A 22,467-nucleotide genomic window follows, 5' to 3' on the forward strand; every position below is an offset into this window, starting at 1 on the left:
CTCATTCTCATAAGGAGGAATTATGGAAACGATCAAGTTAAGTATTGAAGAATTAATTTTCTCATTTTATAGTGAGGGTTTTTTTGAACAAGGAATGTCAATCAAAGAAATGTATTTTCCTGAAATGAAGGATGAAGAACTTAAAATTTTGTTAGAATTTGCATCTCGTTCACTTTTAGCAAAAGATTTGGTGACAGAAGTAAATAATCGATATAAAGTTAAGGAAGATTATATTGGCTTTATAAAAATAATGAATCATGCAGAAAGAACTGTCAAAGCATCTAAGTTCAGTACAGACTTAAAAAATGAAGAAACTATTTCAGTTCATATGAGTGGGGATGAAGTTTATCTTCATAAACTTTTATATGATAATCAGATTCATCAAATTAGTAAGATTTCCAGCAAAGAAGACACAATGGAATTAGTTAAAGAGTTTTTCAGTTTTAAAGATTTAACAATAGCTCATAATGAAGTTCTTTTCTCGATGAAGAGGACAGAGTTTGAGGAACTTTTAGAAACAGTTAGCCAAGGATTACCTTCTCAGTCTTTTATGGAAGGTTTTACTGGAAATGAAATGATTAAAGAATTAATAAATGATTTAATCTATAGAAAAGCAAGGATGGATAGCTTGCTCTATATGGAGTACGACGAGGAAAATACCCCTGATCTATTAGACGTATGTTTTGTGATTCCAGGTAAAGCTCAATCATGGTTAGTAACAAGAAATCAAACTGATGAATACAACTTTGAAAAATGCAATGAAAATACGTTAGGTCAATTTATTTTTAAAAATAAAGTTATAACCCTTTAAAGGAGCTGAAAAACTTGTCCAATACACCTGGAGATAACAGCATAATAAAAGTAAGAGGTCCATTATTAATGTATATATGGATGGGACTTTTTGTTTTTGGAGGTTTAATAGCTTGTTATATTTTAATCACCTACGGATTGAAGTTTGAATCGGATTATTCCTTAATATATTTGGGAGGCGGCCTAATTTTATCTCCTTTTTTTATTTACGAAGCACTTTGGGCATTTCCGGGATTTGTTCCAGGGAAGGTTTTATTTAGAATACATCAAGGAGAAAATGGCAGCATTGTCTCTAAGAAAAATACTGTTCAGTTCAAGAATATCAGGAATATTGATTTAAAGAGAAACCCTTTAAATTTCTTTAATGAGGTTTTCGTAAAGACATATGATAATAGGACAGTTAAGTTCAAAACATATAATTTACTTCATGAGGTAAACTTTTACGATGTTGTGGATGAACATATCTTTCCGCATATGACAGATGAAGCAAAAATAGTTTGGAATAGAAAAATCACAGATGATCAGTTCCTTAAAAGTATGAATTATGAGAGAAAAAATCATAATGTGGAATAAATTTATTCAATGAAGCGGTCAGGAATATACCTGGCTGCTTTTAATATATACTAAATCAAACTCAAGGAATCTAATTATTAAATAATGTGAACAAAATTGGAAACACATATGGTGTCAGGCATACAAGCTATTACAGTAAAGAGGGGGAGAAGTCGTTGCTAAACTTAAAGAAGGAAAATCAATTAATCAAAGTGAAAGGCTCTAAGTTTATGTACGGATGGATGCTTCTTGCGACATTTGGCGCTTTGGCTGCCAGTGTATTTTTGATCCTGAATGGGTTCAAATTTGAGTCAAAGTACTCGCTGATTTACATTAGTGGTGGATTTGTATTTTTACCGGTTTTTCTCTACTTAACATTATGGTCTCTTCCAGGTTTTATTCCAGGGAAAATACTGTTCATTCTTAAAGAAGGAGTGAATGGTTCAGTAATTACTAAAAAAAGAAAAATTCTCTTCAATGAAATTCTTAATTTAGCATTTGTCAGAAATCCAGTGAACTTAATAAATGACATTATCATTGAGTCAATTGATGGAAAAATCACAAAAATATGTACTTATAATTTAATCGATGATACCGACTTTGCTGTTCTGGTAGATAAATATGTTTATCCAAACATGAGAGAAGATGCAAAGGCAGTCTGGGACCGTCAAGTGAATCAAAGTGAGTTATATCAACATGCAAAATATGAGAGAAAGACAGACATCTAATTTTATATGAGTCCAGCGATTATTTTTGGAGGGAACAAATGCTTAATGCAATATCAAAGAACTCAAAACTATATATTAAAGGAAACAAGTTTTACTACGGAGTTTTGGCAGTTTTTATTTTAGGAGGGCTATGTGGGTCAAGTTATGCAATCTCAGAAGGGTTTGGGTTTGTTGGCGGCTTTCTATTCTTTCCAATCTTCCTCTACTTGTTTTTCTGTTTTTTTCCAGGACTCATTCCTGGTAAAGTGCTTATTTCGCTCGTCCAAGGTGAAAATGGCTATTTAGTTACCAAAAAAGGCAACGTCCCATTTCACCATATTCGACAAATCAACCTAATGCGTAACCCTCTCAACTTGGTTAATAGCATGGTAATTGAAACTTCTGATCAAAAAGTTCATAAGATCCCGACTTATGATCTTATCGATGAAGTCGATTATGTTGTAATTGTAGATAAATATATATTTCCGCATATGACTAGTGAGGCGAAGGCGGTATGGGACCGCAAAGTAAACCTTGATAAGTTATATGAGGAAGTAAAGTATGAGAGGAAATTTGATTTGAAGAGCTAATCATTTTCCAAACTCCTAATAAATACTGGACTAGTTCAGAGTATTAAAAACATAGAATTGGTTAAATAAAATCAATAAACCCCCAATCCCCGTATTCCGACCGAATACGGGGATTTTTCATCCCCATAACGAGAAAAAATCCCTTTCAGATCACTTTGTAATCATCTTGTAACAAAATTGACATTCTTGTCTTAATTCTCTTTGAGATCTTCAGAAACTCCCTCCATTAAAGCATTTTATAATTACGTTTTCCAAATCTGAAGCGGAATTAATAGAAAATCATGGTAAGGGATTTCATCTATTTTCCAACCTATGTTTTAAGCCAAGTTTTAAAAGGTATATCCCAAATAACAAAGCGATTAGGGCTTGCCCAAATTTACATCGTCAATGAAGGGAGCTAAAAGAGAGATGAGTATTCAAAAAAGTGCGGATAGTTCGAGTTTAGCGGAAGTTATTGACCGGATTCTTGACAAAGGAATTGTAATTGATGCATTTGCCAGGGTATCGCTTGTAGGAATTGAGATTTTAACGATTGAAGCAAGGGTTGTAATTGCAAGCGTCGATACGTGGCTGCGATATGCAGAGGCTGTCGGGCTGCTGCGTGATGAGGTGCAGGAGGAAGGTCTTGCAAATCGTCAAAAGAATGAACGAAGCTCACAATCAGCTTTTAACATTTAATATATGAATCATTATTAATAAGAAGAAATGGGGATAAATCATGGCGGGCAAAGATAAGAAAGAAAAAATGGAAAATCAGGAAGAATCAAATCAGCAAGAAGAACAGAATCAAGAAGAGAAGCAGCACAATTCCTTAAATTACGCCATTTTAGGCGGAGTTGTTGGAGCGGGTATCGGATTGCTGTCAAGTCCTGAGACAAGTAAAAAGGTGTTTAACAGTCTTGGGCAATCAGAAGTGGTAAGAGTGGCCGGCAAGGAATTAAGAAGAACGGCACAGGAAATCATTACTGAGCAGGCAATGGCTGCGCTCAGACAGACAGCAACAGGCTACCTTGATAAAGGAAACTTAAGCAGCCTGCTTGCTCCGAAGAAAAAGAAAGAATCTTCTTCAGAAAATGAGAAAAGTGAGGATAAGGAATTAGACTCTTCTCAATATGATGAGCTGAAAGAGGAAAACAAAAACATGAATGACCAGCTTCAGCGCATTGAAGAAATGCTGAATCAGCTCATTGAAGCAAAGAAATAATTGATCTGCCCTGAAGGGGTGATTAGATGGATAAAATGAAAAAAGCTGCTTTAAAAGCTGGAAAAAAAATCATTGAAAATACGCCTGAACCTATTAAAGAAAAGGTTGAGGATAAGATCAAAGAAAAGGCGAAGGAAAAATTCGTCGAGAAGACAGAAGAAAAGCTGCAGGAAAAAGTAAATGCAGCTGCCGAAAAGCTTGGCCATGCAAAAGACGAGAACGCGGATAAAGTTCACGGCAAAGCTGAAGAAGCGAAAGAAAAGGTTCAGGATATTCTGCTGTCTGTCAGAGATAAGCTTGGAAATGTGAAAGAAGCAGGAGAAGATTTTCAAGAAAAAATCTCTTCTAAAGATGATAAGAAAAAAGTAAAAGGCTATAAAGGCATCAAAGGCGTTAATCAAATTAAAAGCTCCACAGATCTAAAAAGCTCTACGAAGATCAAAAGTTCCAATGATATTAAATCTTCTACAGATATAAAATCAATTGGATCTTAACCTGAGAGGAGAATACAGAAATGTCGATTCAAAAAAGCAACAACAGTTCAAGTTTAGCAGAGGTTATTGACCGGATTTTGGATAAAGGGATCGTAATTGACGCATTTGCAAGGGTGTCAGTAGTCGGAATTGAAATCTTAACGATCGAAGCACGTGTCGTAATTGCGAGTGTTGATACATGGTTGCGATATGCAGAGGCTGTTGGCCTGCTTCGGGATGAAGTAGAAGAAAAAGGTCTCCCTGCACAATCGAATGAAAGAAGTTCACAGTTTAGTATTTAAGATGATTAAGGCTTGGAGCCATTCACAAGATGGCTCCTGCTTCTTAGCTTAAAACGGCTGAAGGAACAATCGGAGGCGACACTATGGCTATAAAAGATATTTTGAAAAACGTAAACGACTTTTTCAACGAACATGTAGCACCGCCGCACAAAATCACTTCTGTTGAAGCGATGGAAGAGGGCTGGAGAGTGACGGTTGAAGTGATTGAAGAAAAAGAATATATGAAGAAATACGCAAAAGATGAAATGCTCGGAACCTATGATTGTCAGTTAAATAAAGACGAAGAAGTGATTTCGTTTAAACGGCTGGACATTCGGTACCGAAGCGCAATCGGTATGGAACAGTAAGGGATGAGCGGGCAGGAGGCAAGGAAAGATGACGGTCTTAAAAGAAAAGGTAAAGAAAGATGCAAGAGCATTGATACAGGACGATGAGACGAAGGATATTCTCAAGCGTTCACTGCAATACTTGAAAGCCGGATATTCAGTTCATTTTACAGGCCCCTCAGGTGCAGGAAAAACCTCCCTTGCGCTTGCTCTTGCCAAAAAAAGAAAACGGCCGGTCATGCTTATGCACGGAAATCACGAATTAAACAATAAAGATTTAATTGGAGATTTTACAGGGTATACGAGTAAAAAGGTCGTTGATCAGTATGTCAGATCTGTTTATAAAAAAGATGAAAGTGTCAGTGAAATGTGGAAAGATGGCCGGCTCCTTGAAGCAGTTAAAAACGGATATACGTTAATTTACGATGAGTTCACCAGGTCACGCCCTACTACCAATAATATTTTTCTATCGATTTTAGAAGAGGGTGTTCTGCCGTTATATGGCTCTAAGTTAACAGAACCATTTGTCCGGGTGCATCCCGATTTCGCAGTCATATTCACCAGTAATCCTGCTGAATATGCAGGAGTTTATGATACTCAAGATGCCTTGCTTGATCGCTTGATCACGATGTTCATTGATTATAAAGATGTTGAACGCGAGACGAGGATCGTAGCCGAAAAAACAGATGCAGAAGAAAACGAAGCAAGAGCTATTACCACTCTCGTTACGAATTTGAGGGATGCTTGCTCAAACGATAAAAATAATGGTCCTAGTTTGAGAGCTTCGATTATGATAGCGAAGCTTGCAGCAGAACAGGATATTCCAATAGATGGCGCGGATCCGGATTTTCAGCGCTTATGCATTGATATTTTATGTCATCCCATCAGCCGGTGTCTTGATTCGGATCACGCAAAAGCAGATGCAGAGCAGTTAATAATTGATGAATGCAGCAAAATGGACGTCTTGGATTAGAGGAGTGTTGGATAATGAGTGAACAAGAAATGGGTATATATATTTTCAGCGGAATTCAAACGACGGAAGATGAGGAATTTGGGACAGTAGAGATTGAAGGCGAAGAGAGGGAAACCTTTACGATTCGCTACAAAGATGCAGCGATGGTTGCAGCTGAGGTGCCAATGAAAATCTATAATCCGAATCGTCAAAATTTGATGATGCATCAGCACGCTGTTGCCGCAATTATGAGCAAAAATGATACAGTCATTCCGATCAGTTTCGGGAATGTTTTTAAGTCCAAAGAAGATGTAAAAGTCCTTCTGGAAAATCTGTATCCTCAGTTTGAAAAGCTCTTCCCGGCGATTAAAGGGAAGATTGAAGTCGGGTTAAAAGTCATCGGCAAAAAAGAATGGCTTGAAGCAAAAGTAAATGAGCATCCAGAGGTCGGAAAAATGTCAGCTTCTGTGAAAGGCAAGTCTGAAGCGGCAGGCTATTATGAACGCATTCAGCTTGGAGGCATTGCCCAGAAACTGTTTGCTGATCTTCAAAACGAAGTGAAAGCCGAGGTATTCACACCGCTTGAGGAAGCAGCTGAAGCCGCAAAAGCAAATGAACCGACTGGAGAAACAATGCTTTTAAATGCCGCATTTTTAATTGACCGTGATTCTGAGGAGCTTTTTGATCAAAAGGTTAATGATGCACATGAAAAATGGAAAGATAAAGTCGATTTTAACTACAGCGGTCCATGGCCTGCATACAACTTTGTGAACATCAGGTTAAAAGTAGAGGAAAGCTGATATGCTTCATAAATTGGTTACCGCACCAATGAATCTTGTAGTTAAAATCGGACAAAAGGTACAGGAAGAAGCAGAAAAAGAGTTATATGACCTTCCTACTATTCAGCAAAAGCTCATTCAGCTCCAAATGATGTTTGAGCTCGGCGAGATTCCTGAGAAAGCTTTTCAAGAAAAAGAAGATGAGCTTTTGACAAGATATGAAATTGCCAAGCGCAGGGAAATGGAAGAGTGGGATAAGCTGACGAAACCAAGAAACGAGGGATAAGCAGATGGGCGACTTGATTTATTTATATGGATTGATACCAACTAAAGAAGCGGCAGCACATCAATCGTTTCCATCTTTTACAGGCTTTGATGGTGAACGCAAGCTATACACCATTCCGATCAACAATGTCACAGCAGTTGTTTGCAAACTGGATTCTGATCATTATTCAGAAGAAGCCATTAAAGACAAGATCGACAGTGATATGGACTGGCTGCAGGAAAAAGCGTTCCATCATCATGAAACGGTTGCTGCCCTTTATAAGAGCTTCACAATCATTCCGCTTAAATTTTGCACGATTTATAAGAATGAAGATAGTCTGAAGCAAACCATTCAATCTAGTGAAACGAGGATTGAAGAGACTCTTTCCATGCTTTATGGAAACGAAGAATGGAATGTGAAAATCTATTCTGACGATAATGAACTGAAAAAGCAGGTAAGTGAAAACAATTCAGCAATCGAAGCGAAGAAACAGGAAATAAGCGAGCTGCCTCGCGGAAGACAATTTTTTGAAAAGAAAAAGATTGATAAGATGATCGAGGATGAGCTTGAAAATGAGAAGAATCGAGTTTGTGAACACGTGCATGAGAAGCTGAAGGAGCATTCGCTTCATGCAGCTATTAAGAAAAATTGGAGCAAAGATGTCACAGGTCTAAAAGAAAATATGGCCTGGAACAGTGTGTTTCTTCTTCCGATTCCGAAAGTGGAAAGCTTCTTGGAAGAAATGAAGCAGTTTGAACAGGAACTTGGCGGCACTGGCTGGAGATTCGAAGCTACAGGCCCATGGCCGGCGTACCATTTCTCCAGTTTTTCATAAAAAGTGAGGGATCTGACAGATGTCTCTTAGAGAATCAGTTGAAAACAAGGATATAGCACTTATTGATATTTTAGATGTCATTCTCGACAAGGGTGTGGCCATCAAAGGTGATTTAATCATTTCGATTGCAGGTGTAGATCTAGTGTATTTGGATCTAAGGGTTTTGATTGCTTCAGTTGAAACGCTTGTCCAATCAAAAGCAGGCAACCGAAAGCCCGTCACATCTGATCAATTCGATAAACAGAGGGAGGAGTTAGTCGATGCAACAGGCCAGCCGAACAAATGGTAGGATTCAGCTTGATCCTGACAATGCCGAACACGGACTTGCGCAGCTAGTCCTGACCGTCGTTGAGCTTCTCAGGCAAATTGTCGAACGTCATGCGATGAGGCGGGTGGAGGGTGGAACGCTGACGGACGAGCAAATTGAAAATCTTGGTGTAGCCTTGATGAACCTGGAAGAAAAAATGGAAGAATTGAAAGAAGTCTTTGGCCTTGACGCTGAAGATTTGAATATAGATCTCGGTCCTTTAGGCAGCTTGTTATAACCTAACGCGGCCACTTGGAGGGACATGAAATGGCAGTCCAAACTACTGGGCAATCGAGCTCAATTGTAGATGTACTTGAAAAGATTTTGGATAAAGGGGTCGTCATCGCAGGCGATATTACCGTCGGAATTGCGGATGTCGAACTGCTGACAATTAAAATCCGCCTCATAGTCGCTTCTGTTGATAAAGCAAAAGAAATCGGCATGGACTGGTGGGAGAATGATCCTTATCTAAGCTCCAAAGCGGAGAATAACAATACAAAGGCTCTGGAAGAAGAAAACAGGAAATTGAATGAACGATTAGAGCTGCTTGAAAATCAGCTTGGCTCAAATCGTTTAAATACAGCTAACCAACTAAAATAATGGAGGGATTTACAATGGCAGAACAAACAAAATTAGACAACTCACAGGTGGAAAATCAAAAGGAAAATACGAAAGCCGCGAACTCAAATAAAGAGAACTCGAACAAAGAGCAATCTACTCAGGAAAAATCATCAAGAAGAAGCGCGCCAATTAAACGCACTGTCGCAGGCAGTATACTTGGCGCTACAGTAGGCTATCTGGCAACACCTGAAAACGGGAAGAAGCTTCTTGCCCGCATTGATACAGATGAAATAAAAAGCAAAGCTGCGGACTTTGGAAAAGCAGCTAAAGAAAAATCATTCCAAGGTGCTTCAAGCTTAAAATCATCAGCTACTAATCTATTTAAAAAAGATAAAAATCAGTCAGATGATTCTGATCAAGAAGATTCAGTGAACAATTCATCAGAAGAAGAAACTGCATCTTCAAATTCAAATGAAGAATTCGAGGCATTAAAGCAGGAAAACCAGACTCTTCAAGAACGTCTTCAGCAGCTTGAGGAAAAAATGAACCAATTAAGCGGCCAAAGCAATTCAGAAGAAGATGATGAAGAAGACGATGAGGAAGAAGAAGAAACACCAAGCAAGAAAAAAACAAGCAAATCAAAAGCGGAATCTGATGACTCAGAAGAAGACGAAGATGATGATGATGAGATAGAAGAGGACGAAGAAGAAGAAGAAATGATGTACGATGGCAAAGATGAAGACAAAAAGCCGAAAAAATCAACACGCGGAAGAAAACCAAAGACTTCAAAATCATCAAAAGCTAAAGATGAAAAAGCTAAGGATGAAAAAGAGGAAGAAGAATCAGAAGATACTTCTCTAAGCAGCGACGATGATACATCATCTTAACTGAGACTAAAAAGGAGGAGAGATGGAGATGAGTACAGCAGCAGCCTCATCAAAAGACAGTGTACTTGAATTCTTTGTACATGCTTCAAATAAACATGACTTTGCATTAGACATCACGTTAAACGTTAACGGGGCAGTCATTTCCGGCACAATTGTTTCTGCTAAGGAATACTTTGATGCCCTAAGTGAAACGTTTGAAGACGGAAGTGAAGTCGCCCAAAAATTAAGTGAACAATTATCACGTGCAAGCGAATCCGTTGAATCAAACGGAGATGCTGAAGCCCATTTCATCCACTTGAAAAATACAAAAGTGTATATCGGCGACAGCAAATCCACCCCTTCTAAAGGACAAATCCTTTGGAGAGGCAAGTTAAGTGAAATTAATGGATTTTTCCTGGGGAAAATCTCAGATGCCAGACCAGCAAGCAAAAAAACAGAATAGAGTTAGAGGCAAAGCCGGGACCAGAGTTTCCCGGCTGTTTTTTTTTGGCTGGAGAAAACCCTGCTTAATTGACAGACGCACAAAATTTGAGCTCTTGATCAGAAAGTAATCTGCGCACCTCTCTACGTCTCAAGTCCTACATCTCCTACTATTGCCGACCAATAGAAAAATCGGCGGCGATGCTGTATATTAATGAGAAAGGACTATTTTCCATTTTTATTCCACCAGGACTGAAACCCTTCACTATATACATACGTATTAAAATAGAGACTTTATGTAAGGAGTCGATTAATAATGAATCCGTTTATGGCATTCAGTGTCCGGATGATGGCCGCAATACCGGCTGCAGGGACAGTTGGGACTGTTAGTTTTATCGGTTTTGACCAGCCTTTTTTAGCGGCAGCCGCATATTCTATTGCTGGGGGAGCGTCTGCATATTCGATTGCTTCTGTGAGTATGAACTCCAGATTTTTAAAGAAAAATTCTCTTACCCGCAAAGATTATAAATACATTAAAAAACAGCTGGACGAAGCGAAGCCTAAGATGGCACGCCTGCAGAAGACGCTTTTAACTATCCGTCATCTTCCTTCTTTAAAGGAGAGAATTGAGCTTGTGCGTGTCGCCCGCAGAATTTACAGCCTGACGATAAGAGAGCCGAGGCGTTTTTACAAAGCCGAGAAGTTTTTCTTTTCTCATTTGGATTCTGCTGTGCTTCTCACTGAGAAATACGTCTTTTTATCCTCTCAGCCAAAGAGGAATTGGGAGCTTGAGAAATCATTAAATGAGACGAGAAAAACATTAAACGAACTGACGCGTCTGATTGAACAGGATTTGTACTTGGTGGTGCAGGACGATGTCGATGAGCTAAATCTTGAAATTGATGTAGCAAAGCATTCCATTAAAACAAATAAAGATACGAAACATCTCGATGAAAGCCGGAAATTTAAATGAACGAGATCGATTTATTTCAGCAAGTAAACACGTCACGGCTTATCGATGTCCTATCTGAAGAAGAAAAAGTCAGGGCACACAAGCTGGCCGAACAAATTAATCCGAAAAACCATGCTCTATTGGTATCATTCGGACTGCCGGCGCAATCCAAGCTGCTCGCTTTCTCAAATGTGATGCTTGAGCAGGTACAGCGAAAGGATATCGGGCAGGTTGGTGAAATCCTTGACGAATTCATGAAAAACCTGAATGAGGTTCATCCTGAGGATTTACAGCAGGAAGAAACCTCTTTTTTAGCGCGTCTGTTTGGAAAACGAAAGAAATCCATTCAAGAGGTTCTCTCCCGGTTTCATAAAACAGGGGCACAGATCGACAGAATCAGTGTAAAGCTTGAGCGCAGCAAAAATATGCTTTTATCAGATAATGTGATGCTCGACAGGCTCTATGAAAATAACAAAGACTATTTTCACTCATTGAATGTGTACATTGCAGCAGGAGAAATGAAGCTCGAAGAACTCCACAATAAAACAATTCCTGCTTTGAAAAAAGCGAGTCTTGGTTCGAATGATCCAATGAAGCAGCAGGAAGTCGAGGATCTTCTTCAATTTGCTGATCAATTGGACCAGAGATTGTATGACTTGAAAATCAGCAGAGAAATGACGATACAAAGTGCACCTCAAATCCGCATGATTCAAAAGTCAAACCACAAAATGGCCGAAAAAATTCATTCCTCTTTAATGACCGTTATTCCACTTTGGAAAAACCAAGTGACCATTGCTTTGGCATTAATTCGTCAGAGTCATACAGCAGCCGCAGGAAGGAATATTTCAGCATCTGCAAGTGATCTTTATCAAAAACAGTTCAATTTTATAACAGGAACTGAAAGAGGACGATTTGAGATAGAGACACTAAAAGAGATACAAGGAAATTTACAGGCCTCCATTCAAGAAACATTGGAAATCCATTTTGATGGGAAGCGAAAGCGTGAGGATGCTGGAGCTGAACTGTCTGTAAGAGAAGGAGAGCTTAAGCGGAAACTGAATGCTTGAGAAAACAGAACGATTTCTGAAGTCGTTCTGTTTTTGCATTCTAGCCCATTTACAATTGAAGAATTTAAGGATAAACAAAAAAAGCAGCAAAAGGCTGCTTTCCATTAAAAACCGTCTTCAGCTGTAAACGGAATATTGAGTCTGTTTTCGACTGCACGAAGGCGCTGGTTTAAACGGTTTAATCGTCTTGTATGGCGCTCAACCACTTGGTTAAGTCGATTCACTTCCTGATTTGTTTGGTTAAGCTCTCTTCTGAGATTTCTGAGTTCCTGGTTTTGACGGTTCAGTTCTCTTGATTGCTGCTCGTTTTGTCTTTCTAGAGCATTAATTCTTCTTTCAAGGGACTGAAATTGAGGCGGCTGGCGATCTGGATCAAATTGATCTTGTACTTGCTGCGGCTGATAAGGGTTGTATTGATAATTCATATAATAATCGGTTTGCTGAGGGACATAGCCTTGATAAAACTGATATGGATTCATATGGACTGCACTCCTTTTTGTGTAATGATACTTAAATAGCCTATGTATAGAGGCCTGGAGTGACAGGGCAGATGCCCATAGACAGCCTAAAATAATTCTGAAGGGAGCAAAAAAGCCATGAGCTTTTAAGCCTCAAGCTCATGGCAGCCGTGATAAAAGGATTGATAATGGGATTCGATGATTTCCTCGTCTGAATGAGGAACTTCTATTCCTTTTACAATTTGCGCTCCATTTATGCAGCCGCTTGTAAGGAGGATGATGTCATCAGGTTCACCTGCTGAAAGAGAAGCGATGACTCCTTCTTTTCTGGTGAGGGCAGCTCTGATGTTCGGCGCTTTCGGTTCCGAAAATCCTTTCATCACTTGATCAATGATGATTTGCGGATCATGATGTCCGGGGTGGTCAACTGTTACAATCACTTCGTCTGCTTGGCCTTCAATTGCTGCTGCCATCTTAGGCATCTTATTAAAGTCACGAATGCCTATACCTGCAATCATGACAATCAGACGGTTGTAATCCATCTTTTTGACTTCCTCCACCAGGCGGGTGAGTGCCACGGGGGTGTGTGCATAATCCAGGATGATTTTTTTATTGTCTGGGCCGGTTATAACCTGGAAGCGGCCTTCAGGACTTTCAAGCATCGGCAAGACGCGCAGAATATCTTTTATTTTGTAGTCGAAAAGCAGGGCAGTACCTATGGCAGCAAGTGCGTTGGCAATATTATAGGTTCCGAAAATAGGAGCAGTCGCCTGATGAATCTTCCCGTTATAAGAAAGATCAAACGTAGTTCCGATATCTGAGAATTGAATATTGTCAGCGCATAGATCAGCTCCGGTCAGAGGAGATAAGCTATAGGTGATTTTTTTGCCGCTGTATGTCCGGTCAAGCTCAAGGCCCATTTCGATGTCATCGAGATTAATGACAGCCGTTTTAGTCTGATTAAATAGAGCCAGTTTGCATTTTTTATAGTGTTCAATCGTTTTATGATATTCAAGGTGTTCTTCAGAGAAATTCGTCAGAATCGCTGCATCAAATTCAATGCCGTGCACCCGTTTTTGGTCTGTTGAGATTGAGGAAACTTCCATAACGGCTGCTTTGTCCCCAAGCTCCGCCAAATCATGAAAGATTTGATGCAGATCAGTGGATTCAGGTGTTGTCGGCGTGCTCTTTTTATATGTAAGCTTGTGAGTTGAAGCCCATATTCCCGTTGTGCCGATTGAACCTGCTGGAAGATCTAATAAAGTCAGAAGAGAGCGCACATAGGCGGCAACAGTCGTCTTTCCATTAGTGCCGGTCACTCCGATGGTTTTCAATTTTTCATCGGCATGATCATGGAACATCTTTGCTAAAAGAGCCATTGTTTCTCTGACGTCTTCAGCAAGTATGAAAGTATGATCAGGGTATTCGCGGCTAAGCTGCTCAAGCTTTTCAGAACTCGTTCCGATAACGGCAGCGGCTCCGTGCGCAATGGCCTCATCAATATACTGGTGACCGTCATGCTCTTCGCCTTTCATGCTGAAAAAAAGGGAACCGGGCTTGACCTGTTTTGAATGAAAAGCAAGGCTTGTTATGTTTTGAGAGGCTTGTCCGAAAATATGCTGCAGAGTAAGGTTTTCTAGTTGATCAAATTGGATAATCATTCGTGTTCCTCATTTATGATTCTGAATTTGTATTAGTCTTTATATTTTCCAATACAAGCGCCCTTCCTATACTAAAAATTTATAACAATCAGTAGCCTTTTTTATAATCGACTAAGTTAATAGAAGGAGTGTCTCCCTTTAGATACTGCTTCAGATTAGGAATCAAAATGTTTTCTGCAAGGCGCTTGTTATAGAATTCAGTTGAACCGGATGTATGAGGGGTGATGATCACATTTTCAAACTCCCACAAGAGACTCTTTTCCCCGAGTGGTTCATTTTCAAACACATCAAGACCTGCTCCAGCAATTTCTTTTTCCTGTAGCGCTTTTATGAGATCTTCTTCCGACACTGTTTCGCCCCTGCCGATATTAATAAAGAAGGCGGAGGATTTCATTTTTTTAAACTGCTCATATTTGAAAAGCTGGTGAGTATCTTTTGTAAGCGGCAGTGTCACTACGACATAATCACATTCAGGAAGGACATGATCCAGCTCCTCACTTGTATACATTTCATCAACAAACTCTGCAGGCTTGCCCGAATGGCGCACACCAATCACATTCATGCCAAACGCTTTAGCGATCTTTGCTGTTTCCTGACCGATCGCTCCGACCCCAATCATTCCAATCGTTTTTTCGTGAATCTCAAGCTTCATATCGGCATGATGCCATTTCCGTTCGGCCTGGTTTTTAACATAGGTATGTATTTTTCTCGTCAGCCCGAGCATGAGAGCAAAAATCGTCTCTGAAATAGGAAAAGCGTGCACGCCGTTTGCGCTGGTTAAGAGAACCTCTTTCTCTTTAAGAGCTTGAAGCGGCATACTATTGACACCGGCACTCCAGGACTGCACCCATTTAAGCTTTGAGTCTGCTGCAAGGCACTCTTCTTCCATCCCTTTTTTCCAGCCTGCAATCACTTCAGCGTCCTTAAGATGAGCCTGCCAAACGGATTTGTCTCTTCCTGCAATGATTTCCCAATCAGGGATGCTGGCAGTAATTTCACTTAAGTGTTTTTGTTCCAGGTCTTGTGTGATGATGAGTTTTCTTTTAGTCATGTCTGAACCTCCTAGTTATGTCTGTATAAAGGTAATATTATCAGAAAATTCGATTTATCTATGCATGGGAAGTTTTATATTGACTAATTTATATTTCTTTCTATGTAATTTTCAAAAAAAATTGTTTTTTCGCTTGAAATATGGGTATAGAGTTAGGAGGGAAAATTTCCTAGTTTTGCAGCGAACTATAGATGATGAGGTGATTTTCAACAATATGAAAATACTTCAAGAGCGTTTTTATCCAAGTGTCAGCAGGGTTTTGGCATTAGCAGGAGATCATGAGAATAACCCGCAGTTTCTGATTGGCTATGACGTAGAAGGCAATCAGCTCTTTCATGTAACATGCCCAAATGGCTATTCCTTTCTCTACTTGTCATCCCATCTCAATGCTGATGCAGCTGTTGTTTGCGGTACGGAGAATAATCAATCAGAGTCTTGGCCCGATTTTCATTTTTCTGTGGATCACGAGAGCGGAGCGCTGAACCGAATTTGCCGTGCCAAATGAATACGCCTTTCCTTTGTTTCGCAATCCAACTATAATTATGTGTATTAATTATGCAGGAAAGCGAGAATAAAACATGTATCTTACGATTAAAGAAACAGCCGAGCATTTATCCATGCCTGAAGCGTATATTGAAAATCTGATCTTGCAGAAACAAATCAGAGCGGTTCATGACGGAGAGCAGTATTTGATCAACAAAGAACAGTTTACGACACACTTGGAACAGATGGAAAAATACAAAGAACAGCTGGAAGAGTGGCTCAGCAAGCCAATTCCCGAAGACATAGACATCAAGGATGAAGATTAAGAAGTGCACACGCTGCACTTCTTTTTTGTCGTTAACCAGGATAAAAAAAGTCAAAAGGTTGTTGATTATTAAATAAAGGTATCTGCGTCCAGCTCCGGCGCCTAGATCCTCGGTCAGAACGAATCCGCCAAAAAAGTCAAACCCGGACTTTTCTGTCGGATTCTTATCTGCCTGTCGGATCTAACCAAGGCGCCTCCGCTTTTGTTCTAAGAAAAACATGACGGCTGCCAAATTAAAGCCAATGGTCCTATTCAACGGTACTACTATCTACCTTATACTATAAAATATGGAAATTAATTCGATCAGAGGTGATCAAAATGAGTTTTTCGGAAATGCTGAATCAAATTCATGGTGCGATATCCTATCAATCATCTGAACTGAACGACCAGATTAATAGACTTCAGCGAGCAAAGCAGCAGATTGAACACGAACAGACCGAATGCATGAACGAGATGCGCAAAATCCTTGACCCTGAGCTTGATCATTTATGGAAAGGGTCAAGAGCGGATGACTTTCACGAAGATCGCAATGAGGCTTATAAAGTGATGCGGAATATTGCAGATGAAGATTACGATGCTTATAAGCAGCGCATTCAGGGGAAAATTAACGCCCTTGAATTCGACAGAACGGTCTTAAATGCAGTAAGCGGACTTGCACATGAAGCAGATAAACTGCTGGCGGTGGGCGAAGATGCATTTGAAGAACTTGGAAACAGACTAGATGATTTAAAAAGGCGGTTGTTTTAAATGACCCAAATTAAACTGAATCATGCCGAAATGATGAAGCAGCTGGATGAAATCAAACGGGCATTGGATGCATTGGTTTTGGAAGGAACAGACGATGTCGGCCAAAACAAGCTTGATTTTACACAAAAATGGCAGGAGCGGGAGGAAATGATTCATCAATTTGTCTCGCAATACGTAACAATTGTTCAGAAAAATGTGGAAGATACGCGTGCAAATGTGGATTCATTGAAAGAACAAGATGAAGCGATTGTCCACAGATAAAAAAGGACAAAAGGGAGGTGGCAGAGATTAAAGTTTATGAAGCAAAAACGTTAGTGTCCGCTATGGAAAAGAGAGCCAAGCAGTACGAAGAGCTGAAGGAACAGCTGAATCAGCTGAAAAAACAGTTTTTAGATATCGTAAATTCTGGTGATGAATTCCAGGGAAAAGGCGCAGAAGCGATAAAAGGCTTTTATTCTGCCCAAGTCGATGTAGTGGAAGCCTGGATGAGGCTGATCGATAAAAACATTGCTTTTTTCAGGGGAATTCCCGGCAACACGGAAGATATGAAGCTCTCAGGCGATACCTTTGTCCAAATGTCCTTTTTAGAAGAAAATGTGCCGCGTGCTCAAAATCGTGCGAAAGAAATGGTCCAAGGCCAGCAGGATGCCATGCAGTCCATCTTCCGCAGTATTGATGATCTTGTCCCGCTGCATGTTTTTTCAACGGACACATTCGAAGATCACATGGCAAAAGCCGAAAAAGAACGCACCCAAACGATAGACGCGGTTAATCAGCTCGATCAGGCGCTGACAGAAGAATACGCCATCTCAGAAAACGATCAAAGCTACCTGGTCGGCCTGTTCGGACAGCTGCTAGAATCATCAAGACAGGGCAGCACCATCACACCGATCAACTTCGATGCAAAAGCCTATCAAAACAGCGAAATCTACAAAATGAAAAAGGACATCGAAAACAGCTCCAAAGAATATCTCGCCTTCAAGAACGATCTAGCAGAAGCAAGAAAACAAGCAAAAATTGCCGAGGAGCTCGAAAACCGCCCATGGTACGAAAAAGCATGGGACACCACAAAAACCTTCACCGGCGAAGTATCCGGCTACTACGACTACAAACGAGCCACAGAAGGCGTCGACCCCGTTACAGGAGAAAAGCTCACAGATGCCCAGCGCATCGCAGCTGGAGCCATGGCAGCAGCAGGCTTCATCCCTGTTGTCGGCTGGGCAGGCCGCGCTGTCAAGGGAGGAAGTGCGATTTACAAAACGGTTAAAGCGTATAATGCAGCGGATCATGCGCTTGATGCTTATAAAACTTCTAAATCGTTTAGTGCTCTGCAGAAGACGGAGATGGGGATTTATGGGCTGGTGTCGGCTAATGGGCTGGGTGAGGCTGTGACAGGCAAAGATATGTTTGGTAATCAGCTGACAGATCAGCAAAGGCAGCAGAGTCTGATGCAGGCCCTTGGGATTTTGGGAGTTGGCGGAGCGGCTTATGGATTGGATAAATTGGCTGCGAAGAGTGGCGGATTGTTGCCATATAGTAATCGGTTTGTTAATCAGAAGATTGAACATGCGAATGCTATTTTAACCGATATTGGAAGAAGGGTAGGTAATATTCCTGTTCCGATTAGGGTTAAAAGTGAATCTTTGGCGACTAATACTGGGTTGAGTATGAGTGGTTTTAACGTGGAGTATAAGGCTTTAGGTGATATAATATCATTGGCGAAGAGTGATGTTGTTTATAAGGGAACTGGCAAAGGTGTTTTGGGTAGTAATAGAAGTGATATCCCGCCTGCCTTTAAGCAAACTGAATTTGCCAGTTCATACGAATCAAGACTAAGCCAAACCCCTGCGCCTAATAATTTAAAGGTTTGTTTTGAAGGAACAAGGGGTGAATCTGAATGCATACTCAAGCCGCCGCCAGATCGTCTATTAGCACAAATCTTAGATGAAGTTGGGATTAATGGTATCCAATATCAACATGCTATTCCTGATTTTTCACCAGTAGCAAAAGCACAAGTAGAGATTGAATATATGCTTGGTGGCAAAGGGGGATTTGGTGCGAAAGCTAGACGAGCTAATTTTATTCAATCAGACCAAAAATTAGCTGATCAACTTAATGATTCACCTGAATTAGCAAGCCAATTTGGTATGGAGTCTGGTGAAATTAGTGCAAGAGATATAAAGTTATATCGAGAAAAAAATAAATTAACTTGGCATGAATTGAATGATGTTAAAACAATGCAACTTGTGCCAACAAAAATAAACAGTGAATTCGGCCACCTGGGTGGTGTAGGTGAGGTAAACGCAGGAGCATTTGAACCTGGAGGATTTGCTAATAAACAAAAAGAGGAGATACTGAAATGACAATAAACGATCCAATTTTCGGTGAACTCGAGTATGAATATGGTTGGACTAAGGATACCACAATTAAATTTTTTGGAAAAGAAACGGATATAGCTTTGATGATAGATGGTGAAGAAGATGGCAATTTTGAGGAAGCTCAATATACAGCATATCAATCATTAATGCAAAAGTGGGAAGAGTTGCAAATAAGTATATTGCAATCCATTTTAGACTATTACAATCAAAAGCGAATTGAACTAGGTTATGATATTGAAGTAAACGAAAATTATCCACTAGTTGAAACAACAGATCAAATACTAGAAATGATAAGTTTAGATGGAATAGTTGTTCCATATGCGGGTATTTATGAAGGTCGAGATATGGGAATTACATTTAATTGTATATGGGATACAGAAAACGGACTAGGACTTCGTCTATTAAATGAAAAAGTAACTGAAGTAGGTTACCAGGATGTTGCAATTTAATTATTGCTATTTGCTAGGAATACACATAAAAGAGTATAAATGACTGTTTTATTTTGAAAGTTAATGAAAAAAACAGCAGAGATGGATTCTAGAAATCTCTGCTGTTTTTTATATGCAAACGGGAAGATTACACGCGAAGTAGCAGGATACTACGACTACAAACAAAATTCTCAGATGCCCAGCACATCCCAGCCGGAGCCATGGCCACTGCTGACATGGTCCCTATAGTGGGGTGGGCAGGCCGAGCATTTAAAGGCGGTACCGACAACTACAAAACCGCAGATTCCGGACTGGATGCCACTAAAACTTCTAAATCGTTTAGTACTCTGCAAAAAACAGAGATGGGCATCTACGGACTCGTCTCCGCTAACGGTCTGGGAGAAGCTGTGTTAGGAAAAGACATGTTCAGCAACCAGCTTTCTTAAAAACAGAGACAACAGAGTCTGATGCATGCCCTTGGGTTTTTGGGAGTTGGCGGAGCTGCTTATGGATTGGATAAATTGGTGGTGGTGGACAAGCAATCGCCATTCCACAACCGTTGCATCCAGGTAGTGGAGGGATCCATAATATCGAGAAACAGTTAGGTATATGGCCAATTCAGTCACCTGCTCGAATCCTCCAGACAGGGAAACAGCATCATACCGATTCATTTTGACGCAAAAGCCTACAAAGACAGCGACATCTTCAAAATGAAAAAATACATCGTGAACAGCTCGAAAGAATACCTGGCCTTTAAAGCAGAACAGGCAGAAGCCAGAAAGTAGATGAAAATCGCCCAGGAACTCGAAGACCGCCCGTGTTTCGAAAAACTCTAGGACACAACCAAAACATTCACGGGTGAAGTATCAGGCTACTATGTCTACAAACGCGCCACAGAAGGCGTCGATCCCGTCACCGGCGAAAAACTTTCAGATGCCCAGCGCATCGCAGCAGGAGCTATGGCCACGCCGGCATGGTCCCGGTAGTAGGCTGGGCCGGTTGCAGCTCCAAATACGGTACCCAGAAGGGAAGAGTAGACATGTCCTAGGGGAAAGACGTGTTAAAAGAAATAGAAAAAATTGTAGAGAAATATGGAAGTTCATTTAGAAATCCAGTATCAGATACAGAAATTATTAAAATGAAACAACATATTCAGCTGAAATTTGGAAACATTGCATTACCTGAGTCAACAGTAGATCTTTGGGAAAGGTGGTATAACAAATAATGTATCAGAACGAATACCGATTTTTAGTCGATGAGGTTGTAGAGTTTTCGAAAAAATTTAGTGTATCTTCAAATTTAAATGCTTCAATAAGAATTAGTGCAATCAGTGACATTGATGAAGCTATGCATCTCGCTTTTGATGAAGTGTATGGAGAGGAAGAATACTCTTGGAAAGATATTAGAGAGTTGGAAATGAGTCAAGTTTGGGATGTATACTATACCCTCTCTGAAGATGTAAGACCTGTTAACTTAGAAGAATTATTAGAACTTATTTCTGAAAATGTTAGAAACTCACTAAATAAATATGATGAGTTTTATGAGGAAATAGTAACTGATTTAAACAATTGCGCAATTAGCCGTGCAGTGAATGGAAAAGATGAAACTAATTTTTTTGAAAAGTTATTTGAAATTCACAAAGCAGGAGAATTACCTTGTGGCTGGCAAGGTGAATATCCAGATGGGAAAATAGTTGCATATTTACCTTGAGAGTAAGTATTTTGCATTGCAAGGTTAACAAAGAAAAATGATATAAAAAAAATTTCATTGGGAACATACTTTGAAGTCATTTTTTGTTGATAAGGATCTTAGGATTCTCAATAGATATACAAATGATATTAATTAATAATTAACCCCTATGAAGTTGAAAAGATAAGAATCGTTCAAAATTCGAAGATATTAATGTTAAAAGACTTTAACTACCTTGAATGGATAAGTGCCTTTCAAGGCTTTTTCCTTTTATCTTTAAAGGTACTTCTAAAAGGCACATCTTATGAAGACAAAATATTACCTCAATTAATAGAACATTATGGTGAATCTATAAAGGAAAACTTTAATAGTGTGATAAGGCTTTATGATTTTGAGTACAATGAGGTTGAAGATGAGGTCAAATCAGCGAATAATAATATTCTATTTATGAGTGCAGTAACTTATTAAGAATGGGATGAATAGTTATTAATTTTAAAAACGTGAAATTTATTTTATATCCACATTTTTTGCTTACAAAGTTTTTTTAGCACATGAAATTTTAAAGAATATTCATAATTGAATTCATAACTCATGAAGGTTGTACCATTTCTAATAACAACAAAGATCAAAAAGTGATAATGGAGGAGGTTTATAAATGATTTCACCCCAAGAATTTTTAGAACGTTGGAACAAAGATATATATGGACTAGTTAGTTTTAAAGAAGAGGGCCTAAATGAAATTGGAATTACTTCTTCTGCTAAAGAATTTTTGTTAATTGCTGGATTACCAGAGTCTGCTGCACCTTTCTTAACTTTTGAAGGTTCAGACCAAGGTGGAGGAAGTCCATTGAGTAATAAATATGAAATAAGCAGAGACAAGGTTAGTGAATATATTTATATTGGATTTACTGGAGAAAATGACCCCATATGTATTTCTAAAAATAATGGAAATGTTATTTGTTTTGATTATCAGAATGATTTTATGGAGATTTTTATAAATTCAAATATCAATCAATTTGCAGAATCTCTTTTAACATATGTTGAATTTATAAGTAAAATAAAATCAGTCAACGGAAGAAAGGCTTTTTTAGAAAAAAACGCACCTAGTGAATCAATTTTGTGGTTAGAAAAAGAACTAAAAAGAATAGATAAAAACTCTTTAAATGAAAGCAGTTTTTGGAAGACAGAGATTGAAAGTTATGCAAATTAGACTTCTGAAAAATAAGAAACATTTATAAAAGATAATTAAGGAGTTGGA

34 protein-coding genes and 2 pseudogenes are annotated in these 22,467 nt (G+C 39.3%); 33 read left to right on the forward strand and 3 right to left on the reverse strand.

Features of this window, described 5'->3' with window-relative positions:
- Nucleotides 1-22: 22 nt before the first annotated feature.
- The 20 genes from QLQ22_RS02495 to QLQ22_RS02590 all read left to right on the forward strand — a co-directional run bounded on the left by QLQ22_RS02495 (nucleotide 23) and on the right by QLQ22_RS02590 (nucleotide 11,989).
- Entirely contained in the window at nucleotides 23-811 is a 789-nt protein-coding gene (locus tag QLQ22_RS02495; RefSeq protein ID WP_252207979.1) for a hypothetical protein, read from the forward strand.
- 14 nt (nucleotides 812-825) lie between these two features.
- Nucleotides 826-1,383: a DUF5381 family protein gene (locus QLQ22_RS02500; RefSeq protein WP_223439349.1), complete on the forward strand. Its 558-nt coding sequence runs from the start codon at nucleotides 826-828 to the stop codon at nucleotides 1,381-1,383.
- 155 nt (nucleotides 1,384-1,538) lie between these two features.
- A complete protein-coding gene (locus tag QLQ22_RS02505) occupies nucleotides 1,539-2,090 on the forward strand; it encodes a DUF5381 family protein (RefSeq protein ID WP_284015950.1) in 552 nt (183 codons plus the stop codon).
- A gap of 38 nt (nucleotides 2,091-2,128) precedes the next feature.
- Complete coding sequence (locus tag QLQ22_RS02510; RefSeq protein WP_284015951.1) at nucleotides 2,129-2,659, forward strand: DUF5381 family protein; 531 nt, start codon at nucleotides 2,129-2,131, stop codon at nucleotides 2,657-2,659.
- A gap of 408 nt (nucleotides 2,660-3,067) precedes the next feature.
- Nucleotides 3,068-3,337 (forward strand): gas vesicle protein GvpJ, encoded by a 270-nt coding sequence (gene gvpJ, locus QLQ22_RS02515; protein ID WP_223439387.1) that lies wholly within the window; start codon nucleotides 3,068-3,070, stop codon nucleotides 3,335-3,337.
- A 40-nt stretch (nucleotides 3,338-3,377) separates the two neighbouring features.
- A complete protein-coding gene (gvpT, locus tag QLQ22_RS02520; RefSeq protein WP_223439389.1) occupies nucleotides 3,378-3,863 on the forward strand; it encodes a GvpT/GvpP family gas vesicle accessory protein in 486 nt (161 codons plus the stop codon).
- Nucleotides 3,864-3,889: 26 nt separating this feature from the next.
- Nucleotides 3,890-4,357, forward strand: coding sequence for a gas vesicle protein GvpQ (gvpQ, locus tag QLQ22_RS02525; protein WP_223439391.1), 468 nt, complete (start codon nucleotides 3,890-3,892; stop codon nucleotides 4,355-4,357).
- A 20-nt stretch (nucleotides 4,358-4,377) separates the two neighbouring features.
- Nucleotides 4,378-4,638 carry a gas vesicle protein GvpJ gene (gvpJ, locus tag QLQ22_RS02530; protein WP_070879559.1) on the forward strand — a complete coding sequence of 87 codons (261 nt, stop codon included), beginning with the start codon at nucleotides 4,378-4,380 and terminating at the stop codon, nucleotides 4,636-4,638.
- Nucleotides 4,639-4,721: 83 nt separating this feature from the next.
- Nucleotides 4,722-4,985: a gas vesicle protein GvpO gene (gene gvpO / locus QLQ22_RS02535; RefSeq protein ID WP_223439393.1), complete on the forward strand. Its 264-nt coding sequence runs from the start codon at nucleotides 4,722-4,724 to the stop codon at nucleotides 4,983-4,985.
- Between the two features lie 28 nt (nucleotides 4,986-5,013).
- The gene (gvpN, locus tag QLQ22_RS02540) at nucleotides 5,014-5,937 is read left to right on the forward strand and encodes a gas vesicle protein GvpN (protein WP_223439395.1); all 924 of its coding nucleotides are present in this window, start codon (nucleotides 5,014-5,016) and stop codon (nucleotides 5,935-5,937) included.
- A 14-nt stretch (nucleotides 5,938-5,951) separates the two neighbouring features.
- Nucleotides 5,952-6,716, forward strand: a complete 765-nt coding sequence (locus tag QLQ22_RS02545) for a GvpL/GvpF family gas vesicle protein (protein ID WP_223439396.1) — start codon at nucleotides 5,952-5,954, stop codon at nucleotides 6,714-6,716.
- 1 nt (nucleotide 6,717) lies between these two features.
- Nucleotides 6,718-6,981: a gas vesicle protein GvpG gene (locus QLQ22_RS02550; protein WP_101568586.1), complete on the forward strand. Its 264-nt coding sequence runs from the start codon at nucleotides 6,718-6,720 to the stop codon at nucleotides 6,979-6,981.
- Nucleotides 6,982-6,985: 4 nt separating this feature from the next.
- On the forward strand, nucleotides 6,986-7,795 hold the full coding sequence (locus QLQ22_RS02555) for a GvpL/GvpF family gas vesicle protein (protein ID WP_284015952.1): 810 nt from the start codon (nucleotides 6,986-6,988) through the stop codon (nucleotides 7,793-7,795).
- A 19-nt stretch (nucleotides 7,796-7,814) separates the two neighbouring features.
- Entirely contained in the window at nucleotides 7,815-8,084 is a 270-nt protein-coding gene (locus QLQ22_RS02560; RefSeq protein ID WP_101568588.1) for a gas vesicle protein, read from the forward strand.
- Complete coding sequence (locus QLQ22_RS02565) at nucleotides 8,056-8,340, forward strand: gas vesicle protein K (RefSeq protein ID WP_223439400.1); 285 nt, start codon at nucleotides 8,056-8,058, stop codon at nucleotides 8,338-8,340. Before QLQ22_RS02560 ends, QLQ22_RS02565 begins: the two co-directional genes overlap by 29 nt.
- A 29-nt stretch (nucleotides 8,341-8,369) precedes the next feature.
- Nucleotides 8,370-8,702 carry a gas vesicle protein gene (locus QLQ22_RS02570; RefSeq protein ID WP_223439402.1) on the forward strand — a complete coding sequence of 111 codons (333 nt, stop codon included), beginning with the start codon at nucleotides 8,370-8,372 and terminating at the stop codon, nucleotides 8,700-8,702.
- A gap of 14 nt (nucleotides 8,703-8,716) precedes the next feature.
- A complete protein-coding gene (gene gvpT / locus QLQ22_RS02575) occupies nucleotides 8,717-9,550 on the forward strand; it encodes a GvpT/GvpP family gas vesicle accessory protein (RefSeq protein ID WP_284015953.1) in 834 nt (277 codons plus the stop codon).
- A 28-nt stretch (nucleotides 9,551-9,578) separates the two neighbouring features.
- Entirely contained in the window at nucleotides 9,579-9,992 is a 414-nt protein-coding gene (gene gvpU / locus QLQ22_RS02580) for a gas vesicle accessory protein GvpU (RefSeq protein ID WP_284015954.1), read from the forward strand.
- Between the two features lie 294 nt (nucleotides 9,993-10,286).
- A complete protein-coding gene (locus QLQ22_RS02585) occupies nucleotides 10,287-10,943 on the forward strand; it encodes a 5-bromo-4-chloroindolyl phosphate hydrolysis family protein (protein ID WP_223439408.1) in 657 nt (218 codons plus the stop codon).
- Nucleotides 10,940-11,989, forward strand: a complete 1,050-nt coding sequence (locus tag QLQ22_RS02590; RefSeq protein ID WP_284015955.1) for a toxic anion resistance protein — start codon at nucleotides 10,940-10,942, stop codon at nucleotides 11,987-11,989. Before QLQ22_RS02585 ends, QLQ22_RS02590 begins: the two co-directional genes overlap by 4 nt.
- A gap of 104 nt (nucleotides 11,990-12,093) precedes the next feature.
- Here the strand turns inward: QLQ22_RS02590 and QLQ22_RS02595 are convergent, their stop codons facing one another.
- From QLQ22_RS02595 to QLQ22_RS02605, 3 genes are all read right to left on the reverse strand, one after another.
- Complete coding sequence (locus QLQ22_RS02595) at nucleotides 12,094-12,468, reverse strand: hypothetical protein (RefSeq protein ID WP_223439412.1); 375 nt, start codon at nucleotides 12,466-12,468, stop codon at nucleotides 12,094-12,096.
- A gap of 125 nt (nucleotides 12,469-12,593) precedes the next feature.
- Nucleotides 12,594-14,108 (reverse strand): UDP-N-acetylmuramoyl-L-alanyl-D-glutamate--2,6-diaminopimelate ligase, encoded by a 1,515-nt coding sequence (locus tag QLQ22_RS02600; protein WP_223439414.1) that lies wholly within the window; start codon nucleotides 14,106-14,108, stop codon nucleotides 12,594-12,596.
- Between the two features lie 88 nt (nucleotides 14,109-14,196).
- Nucleotides 14,197-15,159 (reverse strand): D-2-hydroxyacid dehydrogenase, encoded by a 963-nt coding sequence (locus QLQ22_RS02605; RefSeq protein WP_223439416.1) that lies wholly within the window; start codon nucleotides 15,157-15,159, stop codon nucleotides 14,197-14,199.
- A gap of 214 nt (nucleotides 15,160-15,373) precedes the next feature.
- On the opposite strand from QLQ22_RS02605, the gene QLQ22_RS02610 reads away from it, so the two are divergent.
- From QLQ22_RS02610 to QLQ22_RS02660, 13 genes and pseudogenes are all read left to right on the forward strand, one after another.
- Nucleotides 15,374-15,664 carry a hypothetical protein gene (locus QLQ22_RS02610; protein ID WP_252207985.1) on the forward strand — a complete coding sequence of 97 codons (291 nt, stop codon included), beginning with the start codon at nucleotides 15,374-15,376 and terminating at the stop codon, nucleotides 15,662-15,664.
- A gap of 73 nt (nucleotides 15,665-15,737) precedes the next feature.
- Entirely contained in the window at nucleotides 15,738-15,968 is a 231-nt protein-coding gene (locus tag QLQ22_RS02615) for an excisionase family DNA-binding protein (RefSeq protein ID WP_252203459.1), read from the forward strand.
- 317 nt (nucleotides 15,969-16,285) lie between these two features.
- Nucleotides 16,286-16,714 carry a YwqH-like family protein gene (locus QLQ22_RS02620; protein WP_284015956.1) on the forward strand — a complete coding sequence of 143 codons (429 nt, stop codon included), beginning with the start codon at nucleotides 16,286-16,288 and terminating at the stop codon, nucleotides 16,712-16,714.
- A complete protein-coding gene (locus QLQ22_RS02625) occupies nucleotides 16,715-16,975 on the forward strand; it encodes a YwqI/YxiC family protein (RefSeq protein WP_284015957.1) in 261 nt (86 codons plus the stop codon).
- Between the two features lie 17 nt (nucleotides 16,976-16,992).
- Nucleotides 16,993-17,898, forward strand: a pseudogene (locus QLQ22_RS25005) (ribonuclease YeeF family protein); the annotation flags it as partial.
- A 483-nt stretch (nucleotides 17,899-18,381) separates the two neighbouring features.
- Nucleotides 18,382-19,077: an HNH endonuclease gene (locus QLQ22_RS25010; protein ID WP_338037032.1), complete on the forward strand. Its 696-nt coding sequence runs from the start codon at nucleotides 18,382-18,384 to the stop codon at nucleotides 19,075-19,077.
- Nucleotides 19,074-19,541: a DUF6985 domain-containing protein gene (locus tag QLQ22_RS02635; protein ID WP_223439428.1), complete on the forward strand. Its 468-nt coding sequence runs from the start codon at nucleotides 19,074-19,076 to the stop codon at nucleotides 19,539-19,541. The genes QLQ22_RS25010 and QLQ22_RS02635 overlap by 4 nt, the downstream gene beginning before the upstream one ends.
- Nucleotides 19,542-19,756: 215 nt before the next feature.
- Entirely contained in the window at nucleotides 19,757-19,966 is a 210-nt protein-coding gene (locus tag QLQ22_RS02640; RefSeq protein WP_223439430.1) for a hypothetical protein, read from the forward strand.
- A 456-nt stretch (nucleotides 19,967-20,422) separates the two neighbouring features.
- Nucleotides 20,423-20,506, forward strand: a pseudogene (locus QLQ22_RS25240) (pre-toxin TG domain-containing protein); the annotation flags it as partial.
- 71 nt (nucleotides 20,507-20,577) lie between these two features.
- Nucleotides 20,578-20,745: a hypothetical protein gene (locus QLQ22_RS02645; RefSeq protein ID WP_252207987.1), complete on the forward strand. Its 168-nt coding sequence runs from the start codon at nucleotides 20,578-20,580 to the stop codon at nucleotides 20,743-20,745.
- A complete protein-coding gene (locus tag QLQ22_RS02650; RefSeq protein ID WP_284015959.1) occupies nucleotides 20,745-21,230 on the forward strand; it encodes a hypothetical protein in 486 nt (161 codons plus the stop codon). The genes QLQ22_RS02645 and QLQ22_RS02650 overlap by 1 nt, the downstream gene beginning before the upstream one ends.
- 192 nt (nucleotides 21,231-21,422) lie before the next feature.
- On the forward strand, nucleotides 21,423-21,677 hold the full coding sequence (locus tag QLQ22_RS02655; RefSeq protein ID WP_223439433.1) for a hypothetical protein: 255 nt from the start codon (nucleotides 21,423-21,425) through the stop codon (nucleotides 21,675-21,677).
- A 187-nt stretch (nucleotides 21,678-21,864) separates the two neighbouring features.
- Complete coding sequence (locus tag QLQ22_RS02660) at nucleotides 21,865-22,419, forward strand: SUKH-4 family immunity protein (protein ID WP_223439435.1); 555 nt, start codon at nucleotides 21,865-21,867, stop codon at nucleotides 22,417-22,419.
- Nucleotides 22,420-22,467: the final 48 nt, after the last annotated feature.

The sequence above is a fragment of the Metabacillus hrfriensis genome (assembly GCF_030127205.1).
Lineage (GTDB): Bacteria > Bacillota > Bacilli > Bacillales > Bacillaceae > Bacillus_P > Bacillus_P dongyingensis.

What these genes read in the sequence shown, in the direction of transcription:
- QLQ22_RS02495 (WP_252207979.1), top strand. Translation starts at nt 23, where the DNA reads ATGGAAACGATCAAGTTAAGTATTGAAGAATTAATTTTCTCATTTTAT.
- QLQ22_RS02510 (WP_284015951.1), top strand. Translation starts at nt 2,129, where the DNA reads ATGCTTAATGCAATATCAAAGAACTCAAAACTATATATTAAAGGAAAC.
- gvpJ (WP_223439387.1), top strand. Translation starts at nt 3,068, where the DNA reads ATGAGTATTCAAAAAAGTGCGGATAGTTCGAGTTTAGCGGAAGTTATT.
- gvpT (WP_223439389.1), top strand. Translation starts at nt 3,378, where the DNA reads ATGGCGGGCAAAGATAAGAAAGAAAAAATGGAAAATCAGGAAGAATCA.
- gvpQ (WP_223439391.1), top strand. Translation starts at nt 3,890, where the DNA reads ATGGATAAAATGAAAAAAGCTGCTTTAAAAGCTGGAAAAAAAATCATT.
- gvpJ (WP_070879559.1), top strand. Translation starts at nt 4,378, where the DNA reads ATGTCGATTCAAAAAAGCAACAACAGTTCAAGTTTAGCAGAGGTTATT.
- gvpO (WP_223439393.1), top strand. Translation starts at nt 4,722, where the DNA reads ATGGCTATAAAAGATATTTTGAAAAACGTAAACGACTTTTTCAACGAA.
- gvpN (WP_223439395.1), top strand. Translation starts at nt 5,014, where the DNA reads ATGACGGTCTTAAAAGAAAAGGTAAAGAAAGATGCAAGAGCATTGATA.
- QLQ22_RS02545 (WP_223439396.1), top strand. Translation starts at nt 5,952, where the DNA reads ATGAGTGAACAAGAAATGGGTATATATATTTTCAGCGGAATTCAAACG.
- QLQ22_RS02550 (WP_101568586.1), top strand. Translation starts at nt 6,718, where the DNA reads ATGCTTCATAAATTGGTTACCGCACCAATGAATCTTGTAGTTAAAATC.
- QLQ22_RS02555 (WP_284015952.1), top strand. Translation starts at nt 6,986, where the DNA reads ATGGGCGACTTGATTTATTTATATGGATTGATACCAACTAAAGAAGCG.
- QLQ22_RS02560 (WP_101568588.1), top strand. Translation starts at nt 7,815, where the DNA reads ATGTCTCTTAGAGAATCAGTTGAAAACAAGGATATAGCACTTATTGAT.
- QLQ22_RS02565 (WP_223439400.1), top strand. Translation starts at nt 8,056, where the DNA reads ATGCAACAGGCCAGCCGAACAAATGGTAGGATTCAGCTTGATCCTGAC.
- QLQ22_RS02570 (WP_223439402.1), top strand. Translation starts at nt 8,370, where the DNA reads ATGGCAGTCCAAACTACTGGGCAATCGAGCTCAATTGTAGATGTACTT.
- gvpT (WP_284015953.1), top strand. Translation starts at nt 8,717, where the DNA reads ATGGCAGAACAAACAAAATTAGACAACTCACAGGTGGAAAATCAAAAG.
- gvpU (WP_284015954.1), top strand. Translation starts at nt 9,579, where the DNA reads ATGAGTACAGCAGCAGCCTCATCAAAAGACAGTGTACTTGAATTCTTT.
- QLQ22_RS02585 (WP_223439408.1), top strand. Translation starts at nt 10,287, where the DNA reads ATGAATCCGTTTATGGCATTCAGTGTCCGGATGATGGCCGCAATACCG.
- QLQ22_RS02590 (WP_284015955.1), top strand. Translation starts at nt 10,940, where the DNA reads ATGAACGAGATCGATTTATTTCAGCAAGTAAACACGTCACGGCTTATC.
- QLQ22_RS02595 (WP_223439412.1), bottom strand. Translation starts at nt 12,468, where the DNA reads ATGAATCCATATCAGTTTTATCAAGGCTATGTCCCTCAGCAAACCGAT.
- QLQ22_RS02600 (WP_223439414.1), bottom strand. Translation starts at nt 14,108, where the DNA reads ATGATTATCCAATTTGATCAACTAGAAAACCTTACTCTGCAGCATATT.
- QLQ22_RS02605 (WP_223439416.1), bottom strand. Translation starts at nt 15,159, where the DNA reads ATGACTAAAAGAAAACTCATCATCACACAAGACCTGGAACAAAAACAC.
- QLQ22_RS02610 (WP_252207985.1), top strand. Translation starts at nt 15,374, where the DNA reads ATGAAAATACTTCAAGAGCGTTTTTATCCAAGTGTCAGCAGGGTTTTG.
- QLQ22_RS02615 (WP_252203459.1), top strand. Translation starts at nt 15,738, where the DNA reads ATGTATCTTACGATTAAAGAAACAGCCGAGCATTTATCCATGCCTGAA.
- QLQ22_RS02620 (WP_284015956.1), top strand. Translation starts at nt 16,286, where the DNA reads ATGAGTTTTTCGGAAATGCTGAATCAAATTCATGGTGCGATATCCTAT.
- QLQ22_RS02625 (WP_284015957.1), top strand. Translation starts at nt 16,715, where the DNA reads ATGACCCAAATTAAACTGAATCATGCCGAAATGATGAAGCAGCTGGAT.
- QLQ22_RS25010 (WP_338037032.1), top strand. Translation starts at nt 18,382, where the DNA reads ATGAGTGGTTTTAACGTGGAGTATAAGGCTTTAGGTGATATAATATCA.
- QLQ22_RS02635 (WP_223439428.1), top strand. Translation starts at nt 19,074, where the DNA reads ATGACAATAAACGATCCAATTTTCGGTGAACTCGAGTATGAATATGGT.
- QLQ22_RS02640 (WP_223439430.1), top strand. Translation starts at nt 19,757, where the DNA reads ATGGTCCCTATAGTGGGGTGGGCAGGCCGAGCATTTAAAGGCGGTACC.
- QLQ22_RS02650 (WP_284015959.1), top strand. Translation starts at nt 20,745, where the DNA reads ATGTATCAGAACGAATACCGATTTTTAGTCGATGAGGTTGTAGAGTTT.
- QLQ22_RS02655 (WP_223439433.1), top strand. Translation starts at nt 21,423, where the DNA reads ATGTTAAAAGACTTTAACTACCTTGAATGGATAAGTGCCTTTCAAGGC.
- QLQ22_RS02660 (WP_223439435.1), top strand. Translation starts at nt 21,865, where the DNA reads ATGATTTCACCCCAAGAATTTTTAGAACGTTGGAACAAAGATATATAT.